Here is a 16062-nt window from a genome sequence, read left to right as displayed (position 1 = left end):
ACGGATTGGCTACCTGCCGTCACAGTGCTGCCCCCGAACGTGAGGATCTCCATGGCCCAGATCTCCTACGCCCCGGACGCCGCCCTGTGGTTGCTCGACACACCGCACACCTCGTACGCGGTGCGGACCGACAGCAGCGGGGCGCCCTGCCATGTGGCCTGGGGCGGCAGGCTGACCCTGGACGAGGCACGGGAGATCGCCGCGCGCCCCCACCCCGTGGACCGCGAGGCCAACAGCTTCGAGGGCCGCCCCCCGGTCGGCGAGGAACTGCCCGTCGACGGCGGTGCCCGCTACGGCGTGCCCTCTCTCCAGATCCGCTTCGCCGACGGCACCCGCGCCGTCGAATGGGAACACGTCCGTCACGACATCCGCGAAACCCCGGACGGGTCGGCCGAGTTGGACCTCGTCTTCCGCGACCGGCACTACCCGCTCGGCATCGTCCTGCACTACCGCGTCCACCACGACAGCGACGTGATCGAACGCCGGACGACCCTGCGCAACACCGGCACCGACGACATCGTCGTACTGCGCGCCGATTCGGCGGCCTGGACCCTGCCGCCGCGCCCCGACTACCGGCTCAGCCATGTCACGGGACAGTGGGCCGCCGAGACCCAACTCCGGCGCGCGACACTCCCGTTCGGCGAGACCGTACTGACCAGCAGACGCGGCATACCCAGCCACCACCTGAACCCCTGGGTGATGTTCGACGACGGCGGTGCGAGCGAGACCCACGGCCAGGTGTGGAGCGCCGCGCTCGCCTGGAGCGGCAGCTGGCGCATCACCGCCCAGCGCACCTCGGACGGCCGGGCCGGCTTCACCGGCGGCGCCGGACACGACCAGAACACCCTGCGCCTCGCGCCCGGCGGGACACACACCACGCCGCAATTCGCCGGGCTCCGCACCGAAGGCGGCTTCGGCGCGGCGAGCCGCGCCTGGCACGCGTACATCCGCGCGCACGTCCTGCCGCACCCCGGCGAGACACGCCCCGTGCTCTACAACTCCTGGGAAGCCACCGGCTTCGACATCGACGAGAAGGGCCAGCTGGCCCTCGCGGCACGCGCCGCCGCACTGGGGGCCGAGCTGTACGTCATGGACGACGGCTGGTTCGGCGCCCGGCGCGGCGACCGGGCCGGACTCGGCGACTGGACACCGGCACCCGACCGGTTCCCCAAGGGCCTGCGGCCACTGGCCGACGAGGTGCACCGCCTCGGCATGCTCTTCGGCCTCTGGGTCGAACCGGAGAGCGTCAACGCCGACAGCGACCTGTACCGCGCGCACCCCGACTGGATCCTGCACTTCCCGCACCGTACGCGGACCGAGCTGCGCAACCAGCTCGTGCTCAACTTCGCGCGCGACGACGTCGCCGACTGGGCGTACGGGTGGCTCACCGCGCTGGTCGCCGACAACGGCATCGACTTCCTCAAGTGGGACATGAACCGCCCCTTCAGCGAGGCCGGTCCGGCCGGCCCCGGCGGCGACGACCGGCTGTGGAGCACCTACGTCGACAACCTCTACCGCGTCGTCGACCGGCTCCGCGCCGACCACCCCCGGCTGCGCATCGAGGCGTGCAGCGGCGGCGGCGGACGCGTGGACCTCGGGATCCTGTCCCGCACCGACCAGGCGTGGCCGTCGGACAACACCGACGCGGCCGACCGCGTCGCCATCCAGCACGGCTACAGCCAGCTCTACCCGGCGTCCACCATGGCCGCCTGGGTCACCGACGTACCCAACGAACTCACCTCGCGCACCGTACCGCTGGCCTTCCGCTTCCATGTCGCGACGGCCGGGGTGCTGGCCGTCGGCGGTGACCTCACCCGCTGGTCGGACGAGGAGATCGCCGAGGGGGCCGGGTTCGTGACCGCGTACAAACAGGTCCGTCATCTGGTCCAGCACGGCGTCCAGCACCGGCTGCGGGCACCCGGCGACGACGGGCCCACGGTCGTGCAGTACGCGTCGTCCGACGGGGCGGAGGCGCTGGTGCTCGCCTGGCAGCGGGCGCCGCGCCGGGGCCGGCCGGAGCTGCCCGTCCATCTCGCCGGGCTCGAACCGGGCGCGGTCTACCGGGATGTGGCCACCGGGGTGGCGCACCACGCCACGGTCCTGATGGAGCACGGACTGCCGCTGGGGCTGCCGGCCGGGGACTGGGCGAGCACGGCGATCCATCTGCGGCGCGTGTCCTCCTGACACCCACGCCCACACCGGCGCCGCGACATAGGGCGCGGCCCGCCTGCCGGTGCCCTTCGCACCTGCGGATTCCGGATCGCCTGTTTCAGGCCACGCCGAGCGGCAACACGAACGTCATGACTGCAGACAGCGAAGCGAACAAGACCCTGAACGGCAAGGCCGCGACGGTCGGCGCGAGCACGAGGTCGGCAGCCGCCAAGGCACGTCGCACCACCGGCACCGTCACCGACCGCGCCAAGGAGAGCTCGGCGGGAGCGGCCTCCAAGGCCAAGTCCTCCGCGCGGGCCGCCTCCGCGGGCCTGGAGACCGGTCGACAAGCCGTCATGTCGACGGCGGGCAAGGCGGCGTCCACGGCCACCACCGCGTGGACCGTCGTCAAACACCGCAAGGCCGTCGCGGCGGGAGCCGCGGCCGGAGTCGTCGGCATGGCGGGAGGCGCCTTCGCCCTCGGCCGCCGGACGGTCACGGCACGGCGCGGCCCGCTCACCCGGCTCACCGGCGGGCGGATCTGACGACACCGACAGCATCACCCCGGAGGGCCGACGGACTGCCGTCGGCCCTCCGTACGTCTGCCGCCGAAAGGCCGGCCGTGTCGTGTCACCCGCCCGGACGCCCCGCGGAACCGTACGATCGGACCCGTTGTGCGGTGATCACACCATCACCACCCCTTTCCGTCCCTGGATGGCGCGATGTGCTGGAGCGCGACCGCCGACCTCACCGCCGGTATCTGTGTCGGGGCGATCGGAGTGGCCTGCGTCGCACGCGTACGCCGGGTCCGCGATCTTCCGCTCGCCGCGCTGCCCCTGCTGCTCGGCGCCCATCAGATCGTCGAGTCCGTCGTCTGGGACTCGGGCGGCGGCGCCGGGCCCGCCACCACCGCCTGGGCCGTCATCGCGCTGCCCCTGCTGGCGCTCTGGGTCCCCCTGGCCGTCATCGCGGCCTCACCGCCCGGCACCCGTCGGCGGCTCGTCCTGCCGCTGGCCTCCGGTCTCGCCACCGCCGCCGCGCTCTCCTACTACCTCGCCACCAGAACCGTGACGGCCGACATCCGCGGCCACACCATCGGATACGCCGTCCATCTGCCCCGGCCCGAGATCGTCGTCGCCGGCTATCTCCTCGCCACCGTCGGAGCGCTGCTGCTCGCCGGGGACCGGACGGTGCGGCTGCTCGGTGTGCTGGTCGCCGGCGGCGCGGTGCTCTGCGCGCTGGTCTGGCGAATGGAGTTCGTCTCTACCTGGTGCGCCTTCGCCGCGCTGGCGTCCGTCGTGATGCTCGGCTGGGTCTGGCGGCGCCCGGAGACGCCCGGACCGGCCACCTGACGGCTCACGGCCGGCGCGCGACCACCATGCGGCAGCGGGGAGCGCCGTCCGGCAGCCGCCCCAGGCCGTCGAGCGCCACGAGATCCACCTCGAAGCCCGTACGGGTCAACTCGTCCACCACTTCGGTGAGCCGGAACGTGCGGTAGTACATGACGAAGGGCGGACGCCACACGGCATTGCGCGCCCGCATCGCCGCGTCGAAGCCCCAGAGGGTCCAGTACAGCCGGGAACCGACGCGCGGCGGCGCGGGGACGGGGAAGGCGAAAGTGCCCCCGGGCCGCAGGACTTCACGCACCCGGGTGAAGAGCCCGGGCCGCTCCGACGGCAGGAAGTGGCCGAACGCGCCGAAGCTCACGGCCAGGTCGAAGGAGGCGCGGAAGGGGAGGGCGCGGGCATCGGCCCGTACGAAATCGACGGCGGGCCCGAGCGAACCGCCCGCGCCCGCGCCGTCCTTCGGCAGCACGGCGGACCTGGCGGTGGCAAGCATGCCCGCGCTGAAGTCGACCCCCGTGACCCGCTCGACGCACACCTCCCGCAGGACGTCCACACCCGCTCCGGTGCCGCAGCAGATGTCCAGACCGGCGCGGAAGGGCCCGAGCGGCCCGAGGGCGTCGGCCACGGCGTCCAGCACCGGGTCCGGCGTACGGAAAGGGGTCAGATCGAACTTCGGGGCGAGCAGGTCGTAGCCGCGCTCGGTCGACGAGAGCGCCTGCACGGTCAGTTCGCGGAGGGTCGGGCCCTGTGGGGTGAACATCACGGGCCAGCCTACCGAGAGTTCCGACACGCGACACGGGGAGGGGACATTCGCGGACGCTTCCCTCTCCCGGGGGACATAATGCGGCTCCCGGCACGCCGTCACTGCACTGTGCGGGTGTTGTCGGACGTCACGCTTGATCGTTTCTGTGGTCTGGAAGCGACGAGACGTGTAGCGTCAGTTTTAGCTGTCGTGGTTCCGAAGTACTTTGTCGCCCGTGATCACAGTCGCGGGCGATTCGGCTGTTCAACGTCTCTGAGGACCAGGGCGATCACCTCCGGTTCCCGCACGGTGCGGGGACCGTTATGAGTCCTTTGGAGGACACATGGCCAGCGGTACCGTGAAGTGGTTCAACTCGGAAAAGGGCTTCGGTTTCATCGAGCAGGACGGTGGAGGCCCCGACGTCTTCGCCCACTACTCCAACATCGCCACCCAGGGCTTCCGTGAGCTCCAGGAGGGCCAGAAGGTGACCTTCGAGGTCACGCAGGGCCAGAAGGGCCCCCAGGCGGAGAACATCGTCCCCGCCTAGGACGCCCCGCCCAGGGACACCACGTGTCCACCGGCGCCCCGGCACTTCTCGTGCCGGGGCGCCGGTGCGTCATGACGGGTCATCAGGAAGCGGCAACCAGAGAGGTGTAGTAAGTGCTCAGGGCGCCGAGATAGGCGGGATCCCTCGTGTCGTGATCGCGCTCGAACACCGGAGCGCCCTTGGCGGTCGCCTTCGTACACGCCACCTGGATCACCCGTGCGGCCGGATCGATCGAGGTCACGAGCCCGGCGGGAATGACGAGACTCTTTCCGAAGACCCACATCCCGGTGTCCACCACCAGGTGTTCGAACGGGGAGCCTTCGGACTGTCTGTCCACACTTCCCACCGTTCCGTCGGTCGCATGGACGCTGTAACCGGTGAGGTCCATACCCGGCACATGGCCCGATCCGACCGCGAATACCCACATGTCAACCATCCCGGCCCTCACTCTCGTTCGGCAGTCGCGGCGAGATCACCGCTCAAGGTGCACTTGCCCCCCGGGCTCACCCAGCAACCACGTGCGGTTCAGCAAGGTGTTACCTGATGGCCGGTTTCGGAGTGGACACATCGGCGGAAGTACCATCGCGACACACCGGGGGACGTCATTCAGCTGCCATACAGAGGAAGTGAGCCATTCATGTCCGACAGTGCCGTCACCGAGTTCACGAGCGTCCAGACGCAGTACGAGGCCCAGGTCGCCGCCGACCTGGAGAACAACACGGCGGAGCGGCAACGACTCCGCGGCGAGATCGAGTCGCTGCAGGCCAAGTTGGAGACCCTGGAGCACGACCACACACTCCTGCTCGGTCTGCAGCGGGTGTTCGCCGGCGGATCCGCGTCGGCGTCCGCGCGCGGCGCGAAGGTGCCCGGGGCGCGTGCGCCCAAGCGCCCCGCGAAGTCGTCGGCCGGCTCCGCCAAGACCTCCAAGGCGCGGACGCGGACCAAGAGCTCCGCGAAGCGGGCCGCGGCCAACACCGGCGCCGCCGAGAAGCAGCCCAGCCTCGCCCAGTTGGTGAGCACGATGCTGGCCGCGCACGGTGAGCCCCGCTCGGCCGCGGAGATCTCCGCCGAGCTGGTCGCGAACCACCCGGCGCGCAACTCCAACATCAATGTCGTACGCAACGCTCTCGAACTGCTCGTCGCCAAGTCGGAGGCCCACCGCGCCAAGCAGAAGAAGTCCGTCTTCTACACGCACGCCGGACGGGACGGGGACGCCGCGCCTGCGCCGTCCGCCGACGCCACCCCGGCGGCGGGCTGATCAGGCCACCGCCCCCGGCGGGTCCGCGGGCGGCGTCCTCGTCTCCCTCGATTCCGCGACCGCATGGCGCCGCCGGGCTGGTGTGAGGCTCCGTCAGGAAGCCTGGCGCGCCCCGCACGTGGAGGACTTCCGCGGCACGGGGGTCCGGATGTCTTCTCCGCGGGGCACCGTTCCTATAAGTTTCCGCCGGCGAGGGATTCCCTGCGGACAGTGGTGGAGGGCCGATGCAGCGCATCGCACAGGTGATCAAGGTGCGGCCGGAGAAGCTCGCCGAGTACCGGGAACTCCACCGGGCGGTCCCGGAGCCCGTACTGGCCCGGCTGCGCGCCAGCCACATCGCCAACTACTCGATCCACCTGCTCGGTGACCGGCTTTTCAGCTACTTCGAGTACCACGGCGACGACTTGGCGGCCGACCTCGCGGCGATGGCCGACGACGAGGCGACACGCGAGTGGTGGAAGGCGACCGACCCCTGCCAGGAGCCGGTCCCCGAGGCGGCACCCGGCGACTGGTGGACGCCCATGGAGCGGGTCTTCCTCATGGAGTAGCCGTACCGGACCCGGAAGCCGAATCTCCCGGAAGGGAGGTTCCTCTAGGACAAGGGTACGGCTCGGGCGGCAGAGGAGGACCCGGCCTTGGCGTACGCGATTTCCGGCCGGACAGGGCGCGCGGGGGACGGCGCCCCGGAGCCGCCGCGCCAGGTGCAGGGAGCCGGCCCGCTCACCCTCGCCGAACACGACCGTGTCCTGCGCGCGATCCTGCGCCGCGACCCGGACCGGGCGGCGGAGGCGATGAGGGAACATCTGCGGCGCAGTCTCGAACGCCGGCGCGACCGGCGGAGCCCGGACGACTGAGGGCCCGGGCGTGAGCCCCGCCGCGTCAGAGCAGGGTCGCCTCGTGCTCGGCCATGCGGCGGAACTCCCCGAGGTCGTAGCCGGCCAGCGTCGAGTCCAGATTGGTGAGCGCACCCAGGTGCTCGACGAACCCCTTCGGGTCGTACTCGATCTGGAGCGTCACCCGGCTCTCGGCGTCGCCGAGGCGGTGGAAGGTGACCACGCCCGCGTGGTGCACACCCTCCGAGGTCCGCCACGCGATGCGGTCCTCAGGGACCACCTCGGTCAGCTCCGCCACGAAACCCTTGTCGGCACCGGGCAGCGAGACCTGCCAGGCGAAGAGCGAGGCGTCGATGCGCTCCACGTGCTTGACGTGGCTGAGGAAGGAGGGCCAGCGTTCGACGTCCTTCCACAGCGACCAGCTCACGGCGACGGGCGCCTTGATGTCCACGGCTTCGATCAGTGAGGTCGTCATCGGGGTTCTCCTCCTGCGGTGCGGGACGGCTCTGTCTGCCCTCCGGTACCCGCCCGGCCCGCTTTCACCGCCCGCCCCGTAACGCACTCCTGTGTGTCGATAGTCATTCTCCGGCGTTCCTGGGACATCCCTTACGTAACCTTCGAACAGGTGACCTTCGACCTGACGTCCGGCGATGGCAGGCTGTGCTCCGTACGACGCACCACACGTCGCGGAAATACGCAGGAAACACCCGCGTACCAGGCGCCACGGCACCACCGCACCACCAGGCACCACCGCACCACCGACCGAAGATCAGTACGAGAGGCACCCGTGATCCCGAACACCCTCGACACCCCCCGCGACCACCTGTCACGGTCCGCCCCGGACTGGTGGCGCGAAGCCGTGGTCTACCAGGTGTACGTCCCGAGCTTCGCCGACGCGGACGGCGACGGGATCGGCGATCTCCGCGGGATCACTGACCGGCTCGACCACCTCGCCGGTCTCGGTGTCGACGCCCTGTGGCTGACCCCCTTCTACCCCTCGCCCTGGACCGACGCCGGCTACGACGTCTCCGACTACCGGGGCGTCGACCCCCGCCACGGCACCCTCGACGACTTCCGCGGCCTCGTACGGCGCGCCCACGGGCTGGGCCTCAAGGTCATCGTCGACGTCGTGCCCAACCACTGCTCCGACCAGCACCCCTGGTTCGTGGAAGCACTCGCCTCACCGCCCGGCTCACCGGCGAGGGACCGCTTCATCTTCCGCGACGGGCGGGGCCTGGACGGCAGCCTGCCGCCCGCCGACTGGAAGTCGAAGTTCGGCGGCGGCGCCTGGACGCGGGTGCCGGACGGCCAGTGGTACATGCACATCTTCTCCGCCGAGCAGCCGGACCTGAACTGGGAGAACTCCGACGTCCTCGCCGACTTCGAGGGAATACTCCGCTTCTGGCTCGACCTCGGGGCCGACGGCTTCCGGATCGACGTCGCCCACGGCCTGCGCAAGGACCTCGTCGAGCCCCTGCGGGACACCGGCGGCCGCGACTCCGCCTCCCTGAACTCCCCGCCCGAAGGTGAGGACCACCCCTTCTGGGACCGCGACGAGGTCCACGACATCTACCGGACCTGGCGCAAGATCATCGACTCCTACGCGCCTCCCCGGATCACCGTCGCCGAGGCGGGTGTCAGCGCGGCCCGGCTGCCCCTCTACACCCGGCCCGACGAGCTCCACCAGGCCTTCAACTTCTTCCATCTGCGCTGTCCCTGGGACGCGGAGGAGTTCCGGAAGGTCATCGACACCTCCCTCACTGGCGCCCGCGCCGTCGGCACCCTGCCCACCTGGGTGCTCTCCAACCACGACGTCGTACGCCACCGCACCCGCTACTCCCTTCCCCAGGGCATCGACTACCGCGCCTGGCTCTCCGGCGGCGGCACCGACCCCGCGCCGGACGACGCCCTCGGCCACCGGCGGGCCAGGGCCGCGGCGCTCCTGACGCTCGCCCTGCCCGGCAGCGCCTACCTCTACCAGGGCGAGGAGCTCGGCCTTCCCGAGGTCTCCGACCTGCCCCTCGAAGCCCTGCGCGACCCCATGTGGGAGCGGACCGGACGGACCACCAAGGGCCGCGACGGCTGCCGCATACCCATCCCGTGGACCCGCTCCGGCAGCAGCCACGGATTCGGGCCCGGCGGCAGCTGGCTCCCGCAGCCGGACGGCTGGGGCGAACACGCGGTGGAGGCCCAGACCGGGCGGCCGGACTCCTTCCTGGAGCTGTACCGCACCGCCCTGTCCGTCCGCACCCGCTTCCGGGGCGACGAGTCCTTCGGCTGGCTGCCGGCCCGCGACGGTGAACTCGCCTTCCGCAAGGGCCGGTTCGAATGCCGGATCAATCTCTCCCGGCACTCCCTGCCGCTCCCGGAGGGCACCGTGCTGCTCGCCAGCGACAGCCTGGACGGGGACATGATCGGCCCCGACACCGCCGTATGGACGGCGGCGGCGGGCGGCTGACCGGGGCTTCGGCACCATCGGGGACTCCTCTCCGTCGTCGTACCCGTACAACGCGTGAGCGCGGTCCGGTGCTCCGTACGGGGTGTCACCCGAATGGCTGAACCCGCGCTGATCCACTCGAAGCCCAGCAGGGCGCGTGCGGTGCCCCTTTGTCCCCCGGATGGGCCAAAGGGGCGTTTCCCCCTGTTGCTGCACGCCGTCAGCAGGTGCCGCATGGAGATAACGCGAGTCAGCAGACGCGCGGGGATACCGGACCCCGCCGGCTCGCCGCCAAGGAGTGATCACTGATGGCAGCCGACGATGTCTTCCACCACGTGGGTGAACTCACGGGTCTGACCGCCTACGACGCAGCCGGGGAGAAGATCGGCAGCGTCGAGCAGGCGTACCTCGACAACGAGACCGGCCGCGCGGAGTGGGTGACGGTCAAGACCGGGATGTTCGGCATGAAGGAGTCCTTCGTGCCCCTGGCGGGAGCCCGCCGTGACGAGAACGGACTCCAGATACCGCACGCCAAGGAGCTGGTCAAGGAAGCCCCTCGTATGGACGCCGACGAGCACCTCGACGTCGCCCAGGAGCAGGAGCTGTACGACCACTACGGTCTCACCCGCCCCAGCGGGCGCAGCGGGTCGCCGGGTATGAGCCCCGCGGCCGGAACGCCCGCCAAGGAAGGCATGGCCGGCCGGGAGAGCATGGGCGACGGCGGCCGGGGCCGGGCCGACGCCATGGGTACCGCGGGCCAGGGCACCACCGGCGGGACCGACACCTCCAAGGCGGCAACCGCTCCCGCCACCGGTCGCGGTGAGGAGGAAATGGTGCGTTCGGAGGAACGGCTCCGGGTGGGCACAGAGGAGCACGAGTCCGGCCGGGCAAGGCTGCGGAAGATCGTGGTGACCGAGAACGTCACGACCACCGTGCCCATCACCCACGAAGAGGTCCGTGTCGTGCGCGAGCCGATCAAGCCGGGCGACCGCACCATCGGGCGGGCTCCCATGGGCAACGCGGAGACCGAGGTGATCCTGCACGCCGAGGAGGCGGTCGTCCGTAAGGAGGCCGTCCCGGTGGAGCGCGTGCACCTGGAGACCGAGAAGGTCACCGAGCAGAAGGAGGTGTCGGCCGACGTCCGCAAGGAGCAGGTCGAGTTCGACGCCCCCGGCAAGGACGACAGGGGACGCGGCGGCGGGCGCGGTCCCAGCCACTGAGCCCCCGCCGGGTCACCCCGGCGCTCCCAGTGGCGCACATCGGCGTGGGTCCACCGGTCTCCGGTGGACCCACGCCGCGCGCTGTTCTCCCCCCCCGGGTGGCGCGGCGTGTCCTCACCTCGCCGACGGCGGACGCCATTCGACGAGCAGCAGCGTGGCGTCGTCGCGCAGCCGGTTGTCATGTGCGTCGAGAACCGAGTGGATGAGCCTGCGCAGCGCCTCGGGAGCGAGTTCCCCGGCCGCGGTCGCCCGGATGATGGAGTCCGTGAAGCCCTCGAGGCCGAATTCCGTATGATCCCCGGCCCGCGACTCGACCACACCGTCCGTGTAGAGCAGCACCCGGTCCCCGGGCTCCAGTTGCTCCTCGTGAACCGTACGGGGGGCGTCGGAGAACCGGGCGCGCAGGCCCATCGGCGGCTGGGCCGGCCGCTCCAGAACGCCGCTCAGGACGCGGTGTCCCCTGATGAGCAGCGGCGGCGGATGCCCGCAGTTGCACCACCGGAACAGTCCGCCCGCCAGATCCAGCTGGCTGATGATCCCCGTGCAGAACTCCTCGGGCAGCCAGCGCGCCAGCGCCTTGTCGACGGTGTAGGCCAGCTCGGCGAGGTCACCGCCGTCCCTGCGGGCGCTGCGGCAGCCCGCCAGCGCGACGGCCGTGGTCATGCCCGCCGCCAGGTCGTGGCCCATCGAGTCGAAGATGTCGACGTGCAGCGCCGAACGGGTCATCGAGTGGTCGTAGGCGTCGCCGCCGACCTCGTACGCCGGTTCCAGCACCGCCGTCGACAGCGCGCGGGCGTTGCCGATCGTCCGGGGCGGCAGAAAGGCGCGCAGCATCTCGGCGGGCAGTTGCATCGGCTCCGTACGGGCGTAGCGGGCCAGACTGTCGCTGTACGCCCTCTTCGAGGTGATCGCCATCGCGAGCACCGACGCGATCATCCGGCAGCGGCGCAGCCGCTCCGCGTCGATGACCGCCGCCCGGACGGCGAGCACACCGAGCCGTTCCGCTCCGTCGATCAGTGGCAGCCACGCGGTGAGGATGCCGTTCTCCGACTCCTCGATCCGCAGCTCAAGGGTGCGGTACGCCCGTCCGCCCGTCGTGGAGTCCACATCGATGCTGGACCTTCCCTTGGTGAGAGGGACGAGATGCCGCTGCTGTATGTCGACCAGATACACCACGATCTGTTCGAGGCCGATTGCCGTGGCACACCTGTTGACCAGCCACGGAAGGTCCATCGGGGCCGCGGCGTGCGCCTCGGCCAGCAGCACTTCGAGCAGTCGCTCACCGGGGCCCGGGCCCACGCTCTCACTCGGCACGGCGAATGCCTCCTCACCGGCAGGCTCCTTCCAGCATCGCAGGTCCGCGCCACCCGCAGTAGCGGGGACGGTGTCGCGGAACTGGGGCGCGGGCCGCGAGGTCGGCCGGACGGGCTGTGTGAGGGGGAACTCGCCGCGATCTCTGGGCACCGCCGGAGCCACCCTGATAGGGAGGGAGGCATGAGTGAAGAGACCCCGATCCCCCCTGTCCTGACCGTCGTCGCCGCCAGCACCATCGAGCCGAACGTCGTCGGGGAGGGTGCCGCCGACCGGAACTCATGGATGGTGATCGAGACCGCCGAGCACGGCCAGCTCCTGCTGAACCTGCCGGGGCCGCTGTACAGCGCGATGGAGCAGGCCACCTTCCTCGCCGCCGACCAGGCCGGCCCCGGACGCCTCGCTCTCACGGAACGCGAGATCGCCGCCTACCGCGAGCGCATCGCGGGCCTCACCGACGAGGGGTAGCGGCGGATCCGACGCCGGATCCGTACGGACGCCGGATCCGGTACGGACCTCGGTACGGACTCCCGCCTCAGTACGGACGGTCGCCGGCGATGGCGACACGCTCGGCGACCCGCCGGTGCGTGCCGTAGTCGGCGACCGCGTAGTGCTGGGTGGCGCGGTTGTCCCAGAAGGCGACGTCGCCCGCCTGCCAGCGGAACCGCACCTGGTACTCGGGCACATGGGCCTGCTGGAAGAGCAGCCGCAACAGCCGGTCGCTCTCCGCCTGTTCGAGACCCACGATCCGGGTGGTGAACGAGGTGTTGACGAACAGCATCCGCCGTCCCGTCTCCGGGTGGGTGCGTACCACGGGGTGTTCCACCGGCGGGAAGACGTCCTGGAACGGGGCGAGCCGTTCGGCGGGGCAGAACCGCGAGAAGCCCGGCACGAAGTCGTGCACGGCCCGCGCGCCGTCGATCCGCTCCTTCACCTCGCGTGGCAGATTGTCGTACGCCACCGCCATGTCGGCCCACATGGTGTCGCCGCCGGCGGGCGGCACCTCCCGCAGTTGCAGCACGGCACCCAGCGCGGGGCGCTCCCGGAACGTGACGTCCGTGTGCCAGACGTTCTCGAAGGTGGGGACGGAAGTACGGTCGAAGCGCGCCACCTCGTCGCTGTCCCCGGCCGTCAACAGGGGATTGGTCTCCAGCTGACCCCAGTTGAGGGCGAAGGCGCGCTGCGCGTCGGAGGACAGCCGCTGTCCGCGGAAGAAGAGCACCTTCCACTCCAGGAGGGCGCGATTGAGTTCGTCCCGCACGGCGGGCGACGGCGGGAGCGACAGATCCAGACCGCGGATCTCGGCGCCGATGGTGCGCGACTGCGGGACAAGCCCGAAGAGTTCGTACGGCCGGTCCTCCCAGCCCTCGGGGACGCGGCGCAGCTCCCGATGCCCCTCGTACAGGCCGTCGGCGGGGATGTGGGGATCGCGCAGAGCGGAGACGGAGGCGGAGGTGGCGGACGCGGATATGGCGGCGGTGGTCACAGGGCTCCTCGGGAGAACGAACCGGTGGGGCGGGACGAGGGAAACGGAGCGCCGGGCCGGTGCCGACGAGGGAGCCGTCGGGTCCGTGACGGTACGGGGCGGGGCCGGGCGCCGCGGGAGGTCAGCGACAGAGACAGCGGGGCGGGGATCCCACCCGGCCGCGGCGCAGCAGGAAGCTGAGGCCGCGGGGCGCGCACTCACCGCGAGGGCCGCTTCGCAGCGGTTCCTCCGCACGGTAATTCGAGTACGGGCTCATGGCTGGCACCGTACCGCAGCGACGAGGCGGGTGACAGGGGAGGCCAGGAGGGCGAGCAGCCCCTTCCCGCCGCCTGGCTTCGAGGCGGCGGTCTCGGCAGGGTGTGACTATGACTCTCTCCGTCGCGCACCTCAGTGACCCCCACCTCACGACCGGCCCCCTCGGCGGCGCACCCGCGGCAGGGCTGAGCAGGGCGCTCGGGCGGGTACTCGTCCTCGATCCCCGGCCGGACTGTGTGGTGATCACCGGCGACCTGGCGGACCGGGGCGCGCCGGACGAGTACGCGGCACTGCGCGAGGTGATCGGCCGATTCCCGCTTCCGCTGTTCCTCGTGACGGGCAATCACGACGAACCCGGTGCCCTGCTCGCCGAGTTCGGCGGGACCGATCTCATGGGCGGATCGCAACAGCCCCACTACGTCGCCGAGTTGCCCGGCCTCACCGTCGTGGCCCTGAACTCCATGGTGCCCGGCCAGGGCGGCGGGCGGCTGGGAGCGTCCCAACTCGCCTGGCTCGACGGGGTACTGGCCCGCAGGCCCGACATCCCGGCGTTCGTGTGCCTGCACCACCCACCGGTGCCGGTCGGCATTCCCTACCTGGACGGGATGCGGCTCGCGGACGGCGACGCGCTGACGGAGGTGCTGGTGCGCCACCCGAACGTGGCCCGCGTGCTAGCCGGCCACGTCCACCGCCCGATCACGACCGCGTACGCCAACAGCACCCTCGCCGTTGCCCCGAGCACCCACCTCCAGAGCGGACTGGCGCTGCGCGACGGCGTCCCCGGCTATCTGCCCGAGCCGACGTCCTTCCTCCTCCATCTCCTCGCGGGCAGGTCGTGGATCACCCACACCGTCCCCGTCAGCCACGCGGCGGCTCCGGTCGCCGGGTACTAGGGCGTGTTTCGAAAGTAGCGCCGTCCGCCCTCAGGGCGGGGCTCGCGGCGTCTGGTGCGTGCGATCGCAAGGCGGAGGATCGTTCTCGTACTGGATGTACTTGGACGACTCCGACAACGCAGCGAGCGTGCGTGCCAGGCGTCGCGAGCCAGGCGGGACTTTCGAAACACGCCCTAGTGCCAATCACAGGCCCGGACGCGCCGGAAGGGGAGCAGCCGATCACGGTCACCCCCGGTGGCGGCGGCTACCCGTCGAGTCCCACGCGCGCAGCCGCCGACGACCACGCCCGGCCGTCGCCACGGGGCTCGTACCGGCGCAACGGCTGGGTCCGTGCCACCAGTCGGCGCATCTCGGTGCGGTCGCCCACGAGGCCCCGCGTCCGCGCCTGGACCAGGACGTTGCCCAGGGCGGTGGCCTCCGCCGGGCCCGCCACCACCGGCAGCCCCGTCGCGTCCGACGTCAGCTGGCAGAGCAGCTCGTTGCGGCTGCCGCCGCCCACCAGGTGCACCACGCGGATGTCGGTGCCGGACAGTTCGGCCGCCGTACGCAGGGCGGCCCGGTGTGCCAGGGCGAGGCTCTCCAGGACGCAACGGACCGTCGCAGCCTGGTCCGTGGGCGGTCGCTGACCGGTGCGTTCGCAGTACGCGTCGATCCGGCCCGGCATGTCGCCCGGTGTGAGGAACACCGGGTCGTCCGGGTCGACCAGCGCCGCGAACGGCCGTGACCGCGCCGCCCGTTCCATCAGCGGCCCCAGCTCGGCCGGCAGCCCGCGGTCCGCCCAGGTGCGCAGGCTCTCCGACAGCAGCCACAGCCCCATGACATTGCGCAGGAACCGGTAACTGCCGTCCAGACCCGCCTCGTTGGTGAAGTTCGCCGCCCTGGACGCCTTCGTGATCACCGGCTCGGCCAGCTCCAGCCCGGCGAGCGACCACGTACCGCACGAGAGATACGCGAAATCCGGCCCGGTCGCGGGGACGGCCGCCACCGCCGACGCCGTGTCGTGCGACGCCACGGCGGTGACGGGCGTCGACTCCGGGAGCCCGGTCTCCGCCGCCACGTACGGCAGCAGGGTGCCCGCGGCGTCCCCCGGCCGCCGGATCGGCGGGAACAGGCTCCGGTCGATGCCCAGCCGGTCCATCAGATCGGGCGACCAGTCGCGCCCACGGGCGTTGAAGAGCCCGGTGGTGGACGCGTTCGTGGCCTCGGCGCCGACACTGCCGGTGAGCCAGTGCGTCAGCAGGTCGGGAATCATCAACAGCGTTCTGGCAGCCGCGAGTTGGGCGCTACCGGAGGCCGCCGCGAGCTGGAACACGGTGTTGAAGGGCAGATGCTGCAACCCGGTGATCCGGTACAGCTCCGCCGCCGGGACCGTGTTCCGGACCCGCTCGTCCACACCCTCGGTGCGGATGTCCCGGTAGTGGTACGGATTGCCGAGCAACTGCCCGTCCGCGTCGAGCAGTCCGTAGTCCACGGCCCAGCTGTCGATCCCGATCGAGGCGACGTCGTCGTAACCACGGGCCGCGCGGCCGAGCCCGTCGAGCACCCCCTGGTACAGGGCGAGCACGTCCCACCGCAGGCTGCCC

16 protein-coding genes and 1 pseudogene are annotated in these 16062 nt (G+C 71.3%); 11 read left to right on the top strand and 6 right to left on the bottom strand.

What is annotated here, in order from left to right:
- Positions 1-51: 51 nt before the first annotated feature.
- The 3 genes from GXP76_RS18405 to GXP76_RS18395 all read left to right on the top strand — a co-directional run bounded on the left by GXP76_RS18405 (position 52) and on the right by GXP76_RS18395 (position 3503).
- Positions 52-2184, top strand: coding sequence for an alpha-galactosidase (locus GXP76_RS18405; RefSeq protein WP_242572636.1), 2133 nt, complete (start codon positions 52-54; stop codon positions 2182-2184).
- 116 nt (positions 2185-2300) lie between these two features.
- Complete coding sequence (locus tag GXP76_RS18400) at positions 2301-2696, top strand: hypothetical protein (RefSeq protein WP_242572635.1); 396 nt, start codon at positions 2301-2303, stop codon at positions 2694-2696.
- A gap of 177 nt (positions 2697-2873) precedes the next feature.
- Positions 2874-3503: a DUF6629 family protein gene (locus tag GXP76_RS18395; protein ID WP_242572634.1), complete on the top strand. Its 630-nt coding sequence runs from the start codon at positions 2874-2876 to the stop codon at positions 3501-3503.
- Between the two features lie 4 nt (positions 3504-3507).
- Here GXP76_RS18395 and GXP76_RS18390 read toward each other — a convergent pair whose 3' ends face one another.
- Positions 3508-4257, bottom strand: a complete 750-nt coding sequence (locus tag GXP76_RS18390; protein ID WP_242572633.1) for a class I SAM-dependent methyltransferase — start codon at positions 4255-4257, stop codon at positions 3508-3510.
- 325 nt (positions 4258-4582) lie between these two features.
- Here GXP76_RS18390 and GXP76_RS18385 point away from each other — a divergent pair, with 325 nt between their 5' ends.
- Complete coding sequence (locus GXP76_RS18385) at positions 4583-4786, top strand: cold-shock protein (protein ID WP_023543681.1); 204 nt, start codon at positions 4583-4585, stop codon at positions 4784-4786.
- Between the two features lie 82 nt (positions 4787-4868).
- Here the strand turns inward: GXP76_RS18385 and GXP76_RS18380 are convergent, their stop codons facing one another.
- Complete coding sequence (locus tag GXP76_RS18380; RefSeq protein ID WP_308354162.1) at positions 4869-5123, bottom strand: PRC-barrel domain containing protein; 255 nt, start codon at positions 5121-5123, stop codon at positions 4869-4871.
- Positions 5124-5423: 300 nt separating this feature from the next.
- On the opposite strand from GXP76_RS18380, the gene GXP76_RS18375 reads away from it, so the two are divergent.
- From GXP76_RS18375 to GXP76_RS18365, 3 genes and pseudogenes are all read left to right on the top strand, one after another.
- Positions 5424-6044, top strand: coding sequence for a hypothetical protein (locus GXP76_RS18375; RefSeq protein ID WP_242572631.1), 621 nt, complete (start codon positions 5424-5426; stop codon positions 6042-6044).
- 224 nt (positions 6045-6268) lie between these two features.
- On the top strand, positions 6269-6592 hold the full coding sequence (locus GXP76_RS18370) for an L-rhamnose mutarotase (protein ID WP_242572630.1): 324 nt from the start codon (positions 6269-6271) through the stop codon (positions 6590-6592).
- Between the two features lie 153 nt (positions 6593-6745).
- Positions 6746-6898 (top strand): annotated as a pseudogene (locus tag GXP76_RS18365) (FCD domain-containing protein); the annotation flags it as partial.
- Between the two features lie 25 nt (positions 6899-6923).
- Here GXP76_RS18365 and GXP76_RS18360 read toward each other — a convergent pair.
- Positions 6924-7352: an SRPBCC family protein gene (locus GXP76_RS18360; RefSeq protein ID WP_242572629.1), complete on the bottom strand. Its 429-nt coding sequence runs from the start codon at positions 7350-7352 to the stop codon at positions 6924-6926.
- A gap of 312 nt (positions 7353-7664) precedes the next feature.
- Here GXP76_RS18360 and GXP76_RS18355 point away from each other — a divergent pair, with 312 nt between their 5' ends.
- Both GXP76_RS18355 and GXP76_RS18350 read left to right on the top strand, forming a co-directional pair.
- On the top strand, positions 7665-9335 hold the full coding sequence (locus tag GXP76_RS18355; RefSeq protein ID WP_242572628.1) for a glycoside hydrolase family 13 protein: 1671 nt from the start codon (positions 7665-7667) through the stop codon (positions 9333-9335).
- Positions 9336-9622: 287 nt separating this feature from the next.
- Complete coding sequence (locus GXP76_RS18350; protein WP_242572627.1) at positions 9623-10534, top strand: PRC and DUF2382 domain-containing protein; 912 nt, start codon at positions 9623-9625, stop codon at positions 10532-10534.
- Between the two features lie 114 nt (positions 10535-10648).
- On the opposite strand, the gene GXP76_RS18345 is transcribed toward GXP76_RS18350, so the two are convergent.
- A complete protein-coding gene (locus tag GXP76_RS18345) occupies positions 10649-11848 on the bottom strand; it encodes a PP2C family protein-serine/threonine phosphatase (RefSeq protein ID WP_242572626.1) in 1200 nt (399 codons plus the stop codon).
- Positions 11849-12028: 180 nt separating this feature from the next.
- On the opposite strand from GXP76_RS18345, the gene GXP76_RS18340 reads away from it, so the two are divergent.
- Positions 12029-12313, top strand: a complete 285-nt coding sequence (locus GXP76_RS18340; protein ID WP_242572625.1) for a hypothetical protein — start codon at positions 12029-12031, stop codon at positions 12311-12313.
- 67 nt (positions 12314-12380) lie between these two features.
- Here GXP76_RS18340 and GXP76_RS18335 read toward each other — a convergent pair whose 3' ends face one another.
- On the bottom strand, positions 12381-13331 hold the full coding sequence (locus tag GXP76_RS18335) for a TauD/TfdA family dioxygenase (RefSeq protein WP_242572624.1): 951 nt from the start codon (positions 13329-13331) through the stop codon (positions 12381-12383).
- A gap of 365 nt (positions 13332-13696) precedes the next feature.
- On the opposite strand from GXP76_RS18335, the gene GXP76_RS18330 reads away from it, so the two are divergent.
- Positions 13697-14479, top strand: a complete 783-nt coding sequence (locus tag GXP76_RS18330; RefSeq protein ID WP_242572623.1) for a phosphodiesterase — start codon at positions 13697-13699, stop codon at positions 14477-14479.
- A gap of 244 nt (positions 14480-14723) precedes the next feature.
- Here GXP76_RS18330 and GXP76_RS18325 read toward each other — a convergent pair.
- Positions 14724-16062 (bottom strand): rhamnulokinase family protein (locus tag GXP76_RS18325; RefSeq protein WP_242572622.1); only part of this gene is annotated, 1339 nt, incomplete at its 5' end.

This window comes from Streptomyces sp. NP-1717, assembly GCF_022695985.1.
In the GTDB taxonomy this organism is placed as follows: domain Bacteria; phylum Actinomycetota; class Actinomycetes; order Streptomycetales; family Streptomycetaceae; genus Streptomyces.
Note: the sequence above shows the minus strand (reverse complement) of the source record. Positions and strands in the feature narration are given on the sequence as shown.

What these genes read in the sequence shown, in the direction of transcription:
- GXP76_RS18390 (WP_242572633.1), bottom strand. Translation starts at nt 4,257, where the DNA reads ATGTTCACCCCACAGGGCCCGACCCTCCGCGAACTGACCGTGCAGGCG.
- GXP76_RS18385 (WP_023543681.1), top strand. Translation starts at nt 4,583, where the DNA reads ATGGCCAGCGGTACCGTGAAGTGGTTCAACTCGGAAAAGGGCTTCGGT.
- GXP76_RS18370 (WP_242572630.1), top strand. Translation starts at nt 6,269, where the DNA reads ATGCAGCGCATCGCACAGGTGATCAAGGTGCGGCCGGAGAAGCTCGCC.
- GXP76_RS18395 (WP_242572634.1), top strand. Translation starts at nt 2,874, where the DNA reads ATGTGCTGGAGCGCGACCGCCGACCTCACCGCCGGTATCTGTGTCGGG.
- GXP76_RS18375 (WP_242572631.1), top strand. Translation starts at nt 5,424, where the DNA reads ATGTCCGACAGTGCCGTCACCGAGTTCACGAGCGTCCAGACGCAGTAC.
- GXP76_RS18405 (WP_242572636.1), top strand. Translation starts at nt 52, where the DNA reads ATGGCCCAGATCTCCTACGCCCCGGACGCCGCCCTGTGGTTGCTCGAC.
- GXP76_RS18330 (WP_242572623.1), top strand. Translation starts at nt 13,697, where the DNA reads ATGACTCTCTCCGTCGCGCACCTCAGTGACCCCCACCTCACGACCGGC.
- GXP76_RS18340 (WP_242572625.1), top strand. Translation starts at nt 12,029, where the DNA reads ATGAGTGAAGAGACCCCGATCCCCCCTGTCCTGACCGTCGTCGCCGCC.
- GXP76_RS18400 (WP_242572635.1), top strand. Translation starts at nt 2,301, where the DNA reads ATGACTGCAGACAGCGAAGCGAACAAGACCCTGAACGGCAAGGCCGCG.
- GXP76_RS18360 (WP_242572629.1), bottom strand. Translation starts at nt 7,352, where the DNA reads ATGACGACCTCACTGATCGAAGCCGTGGACATCAAGGCGCCCGTCGCC.
- GXP76_RS18350 (WP_242572627.1), top strand. Translation starts at nt 9,623, where the DNA reads ATGGCAGCCGACGATGTCTTCCACCACGTGGGTGAACTCACGGGTCTG.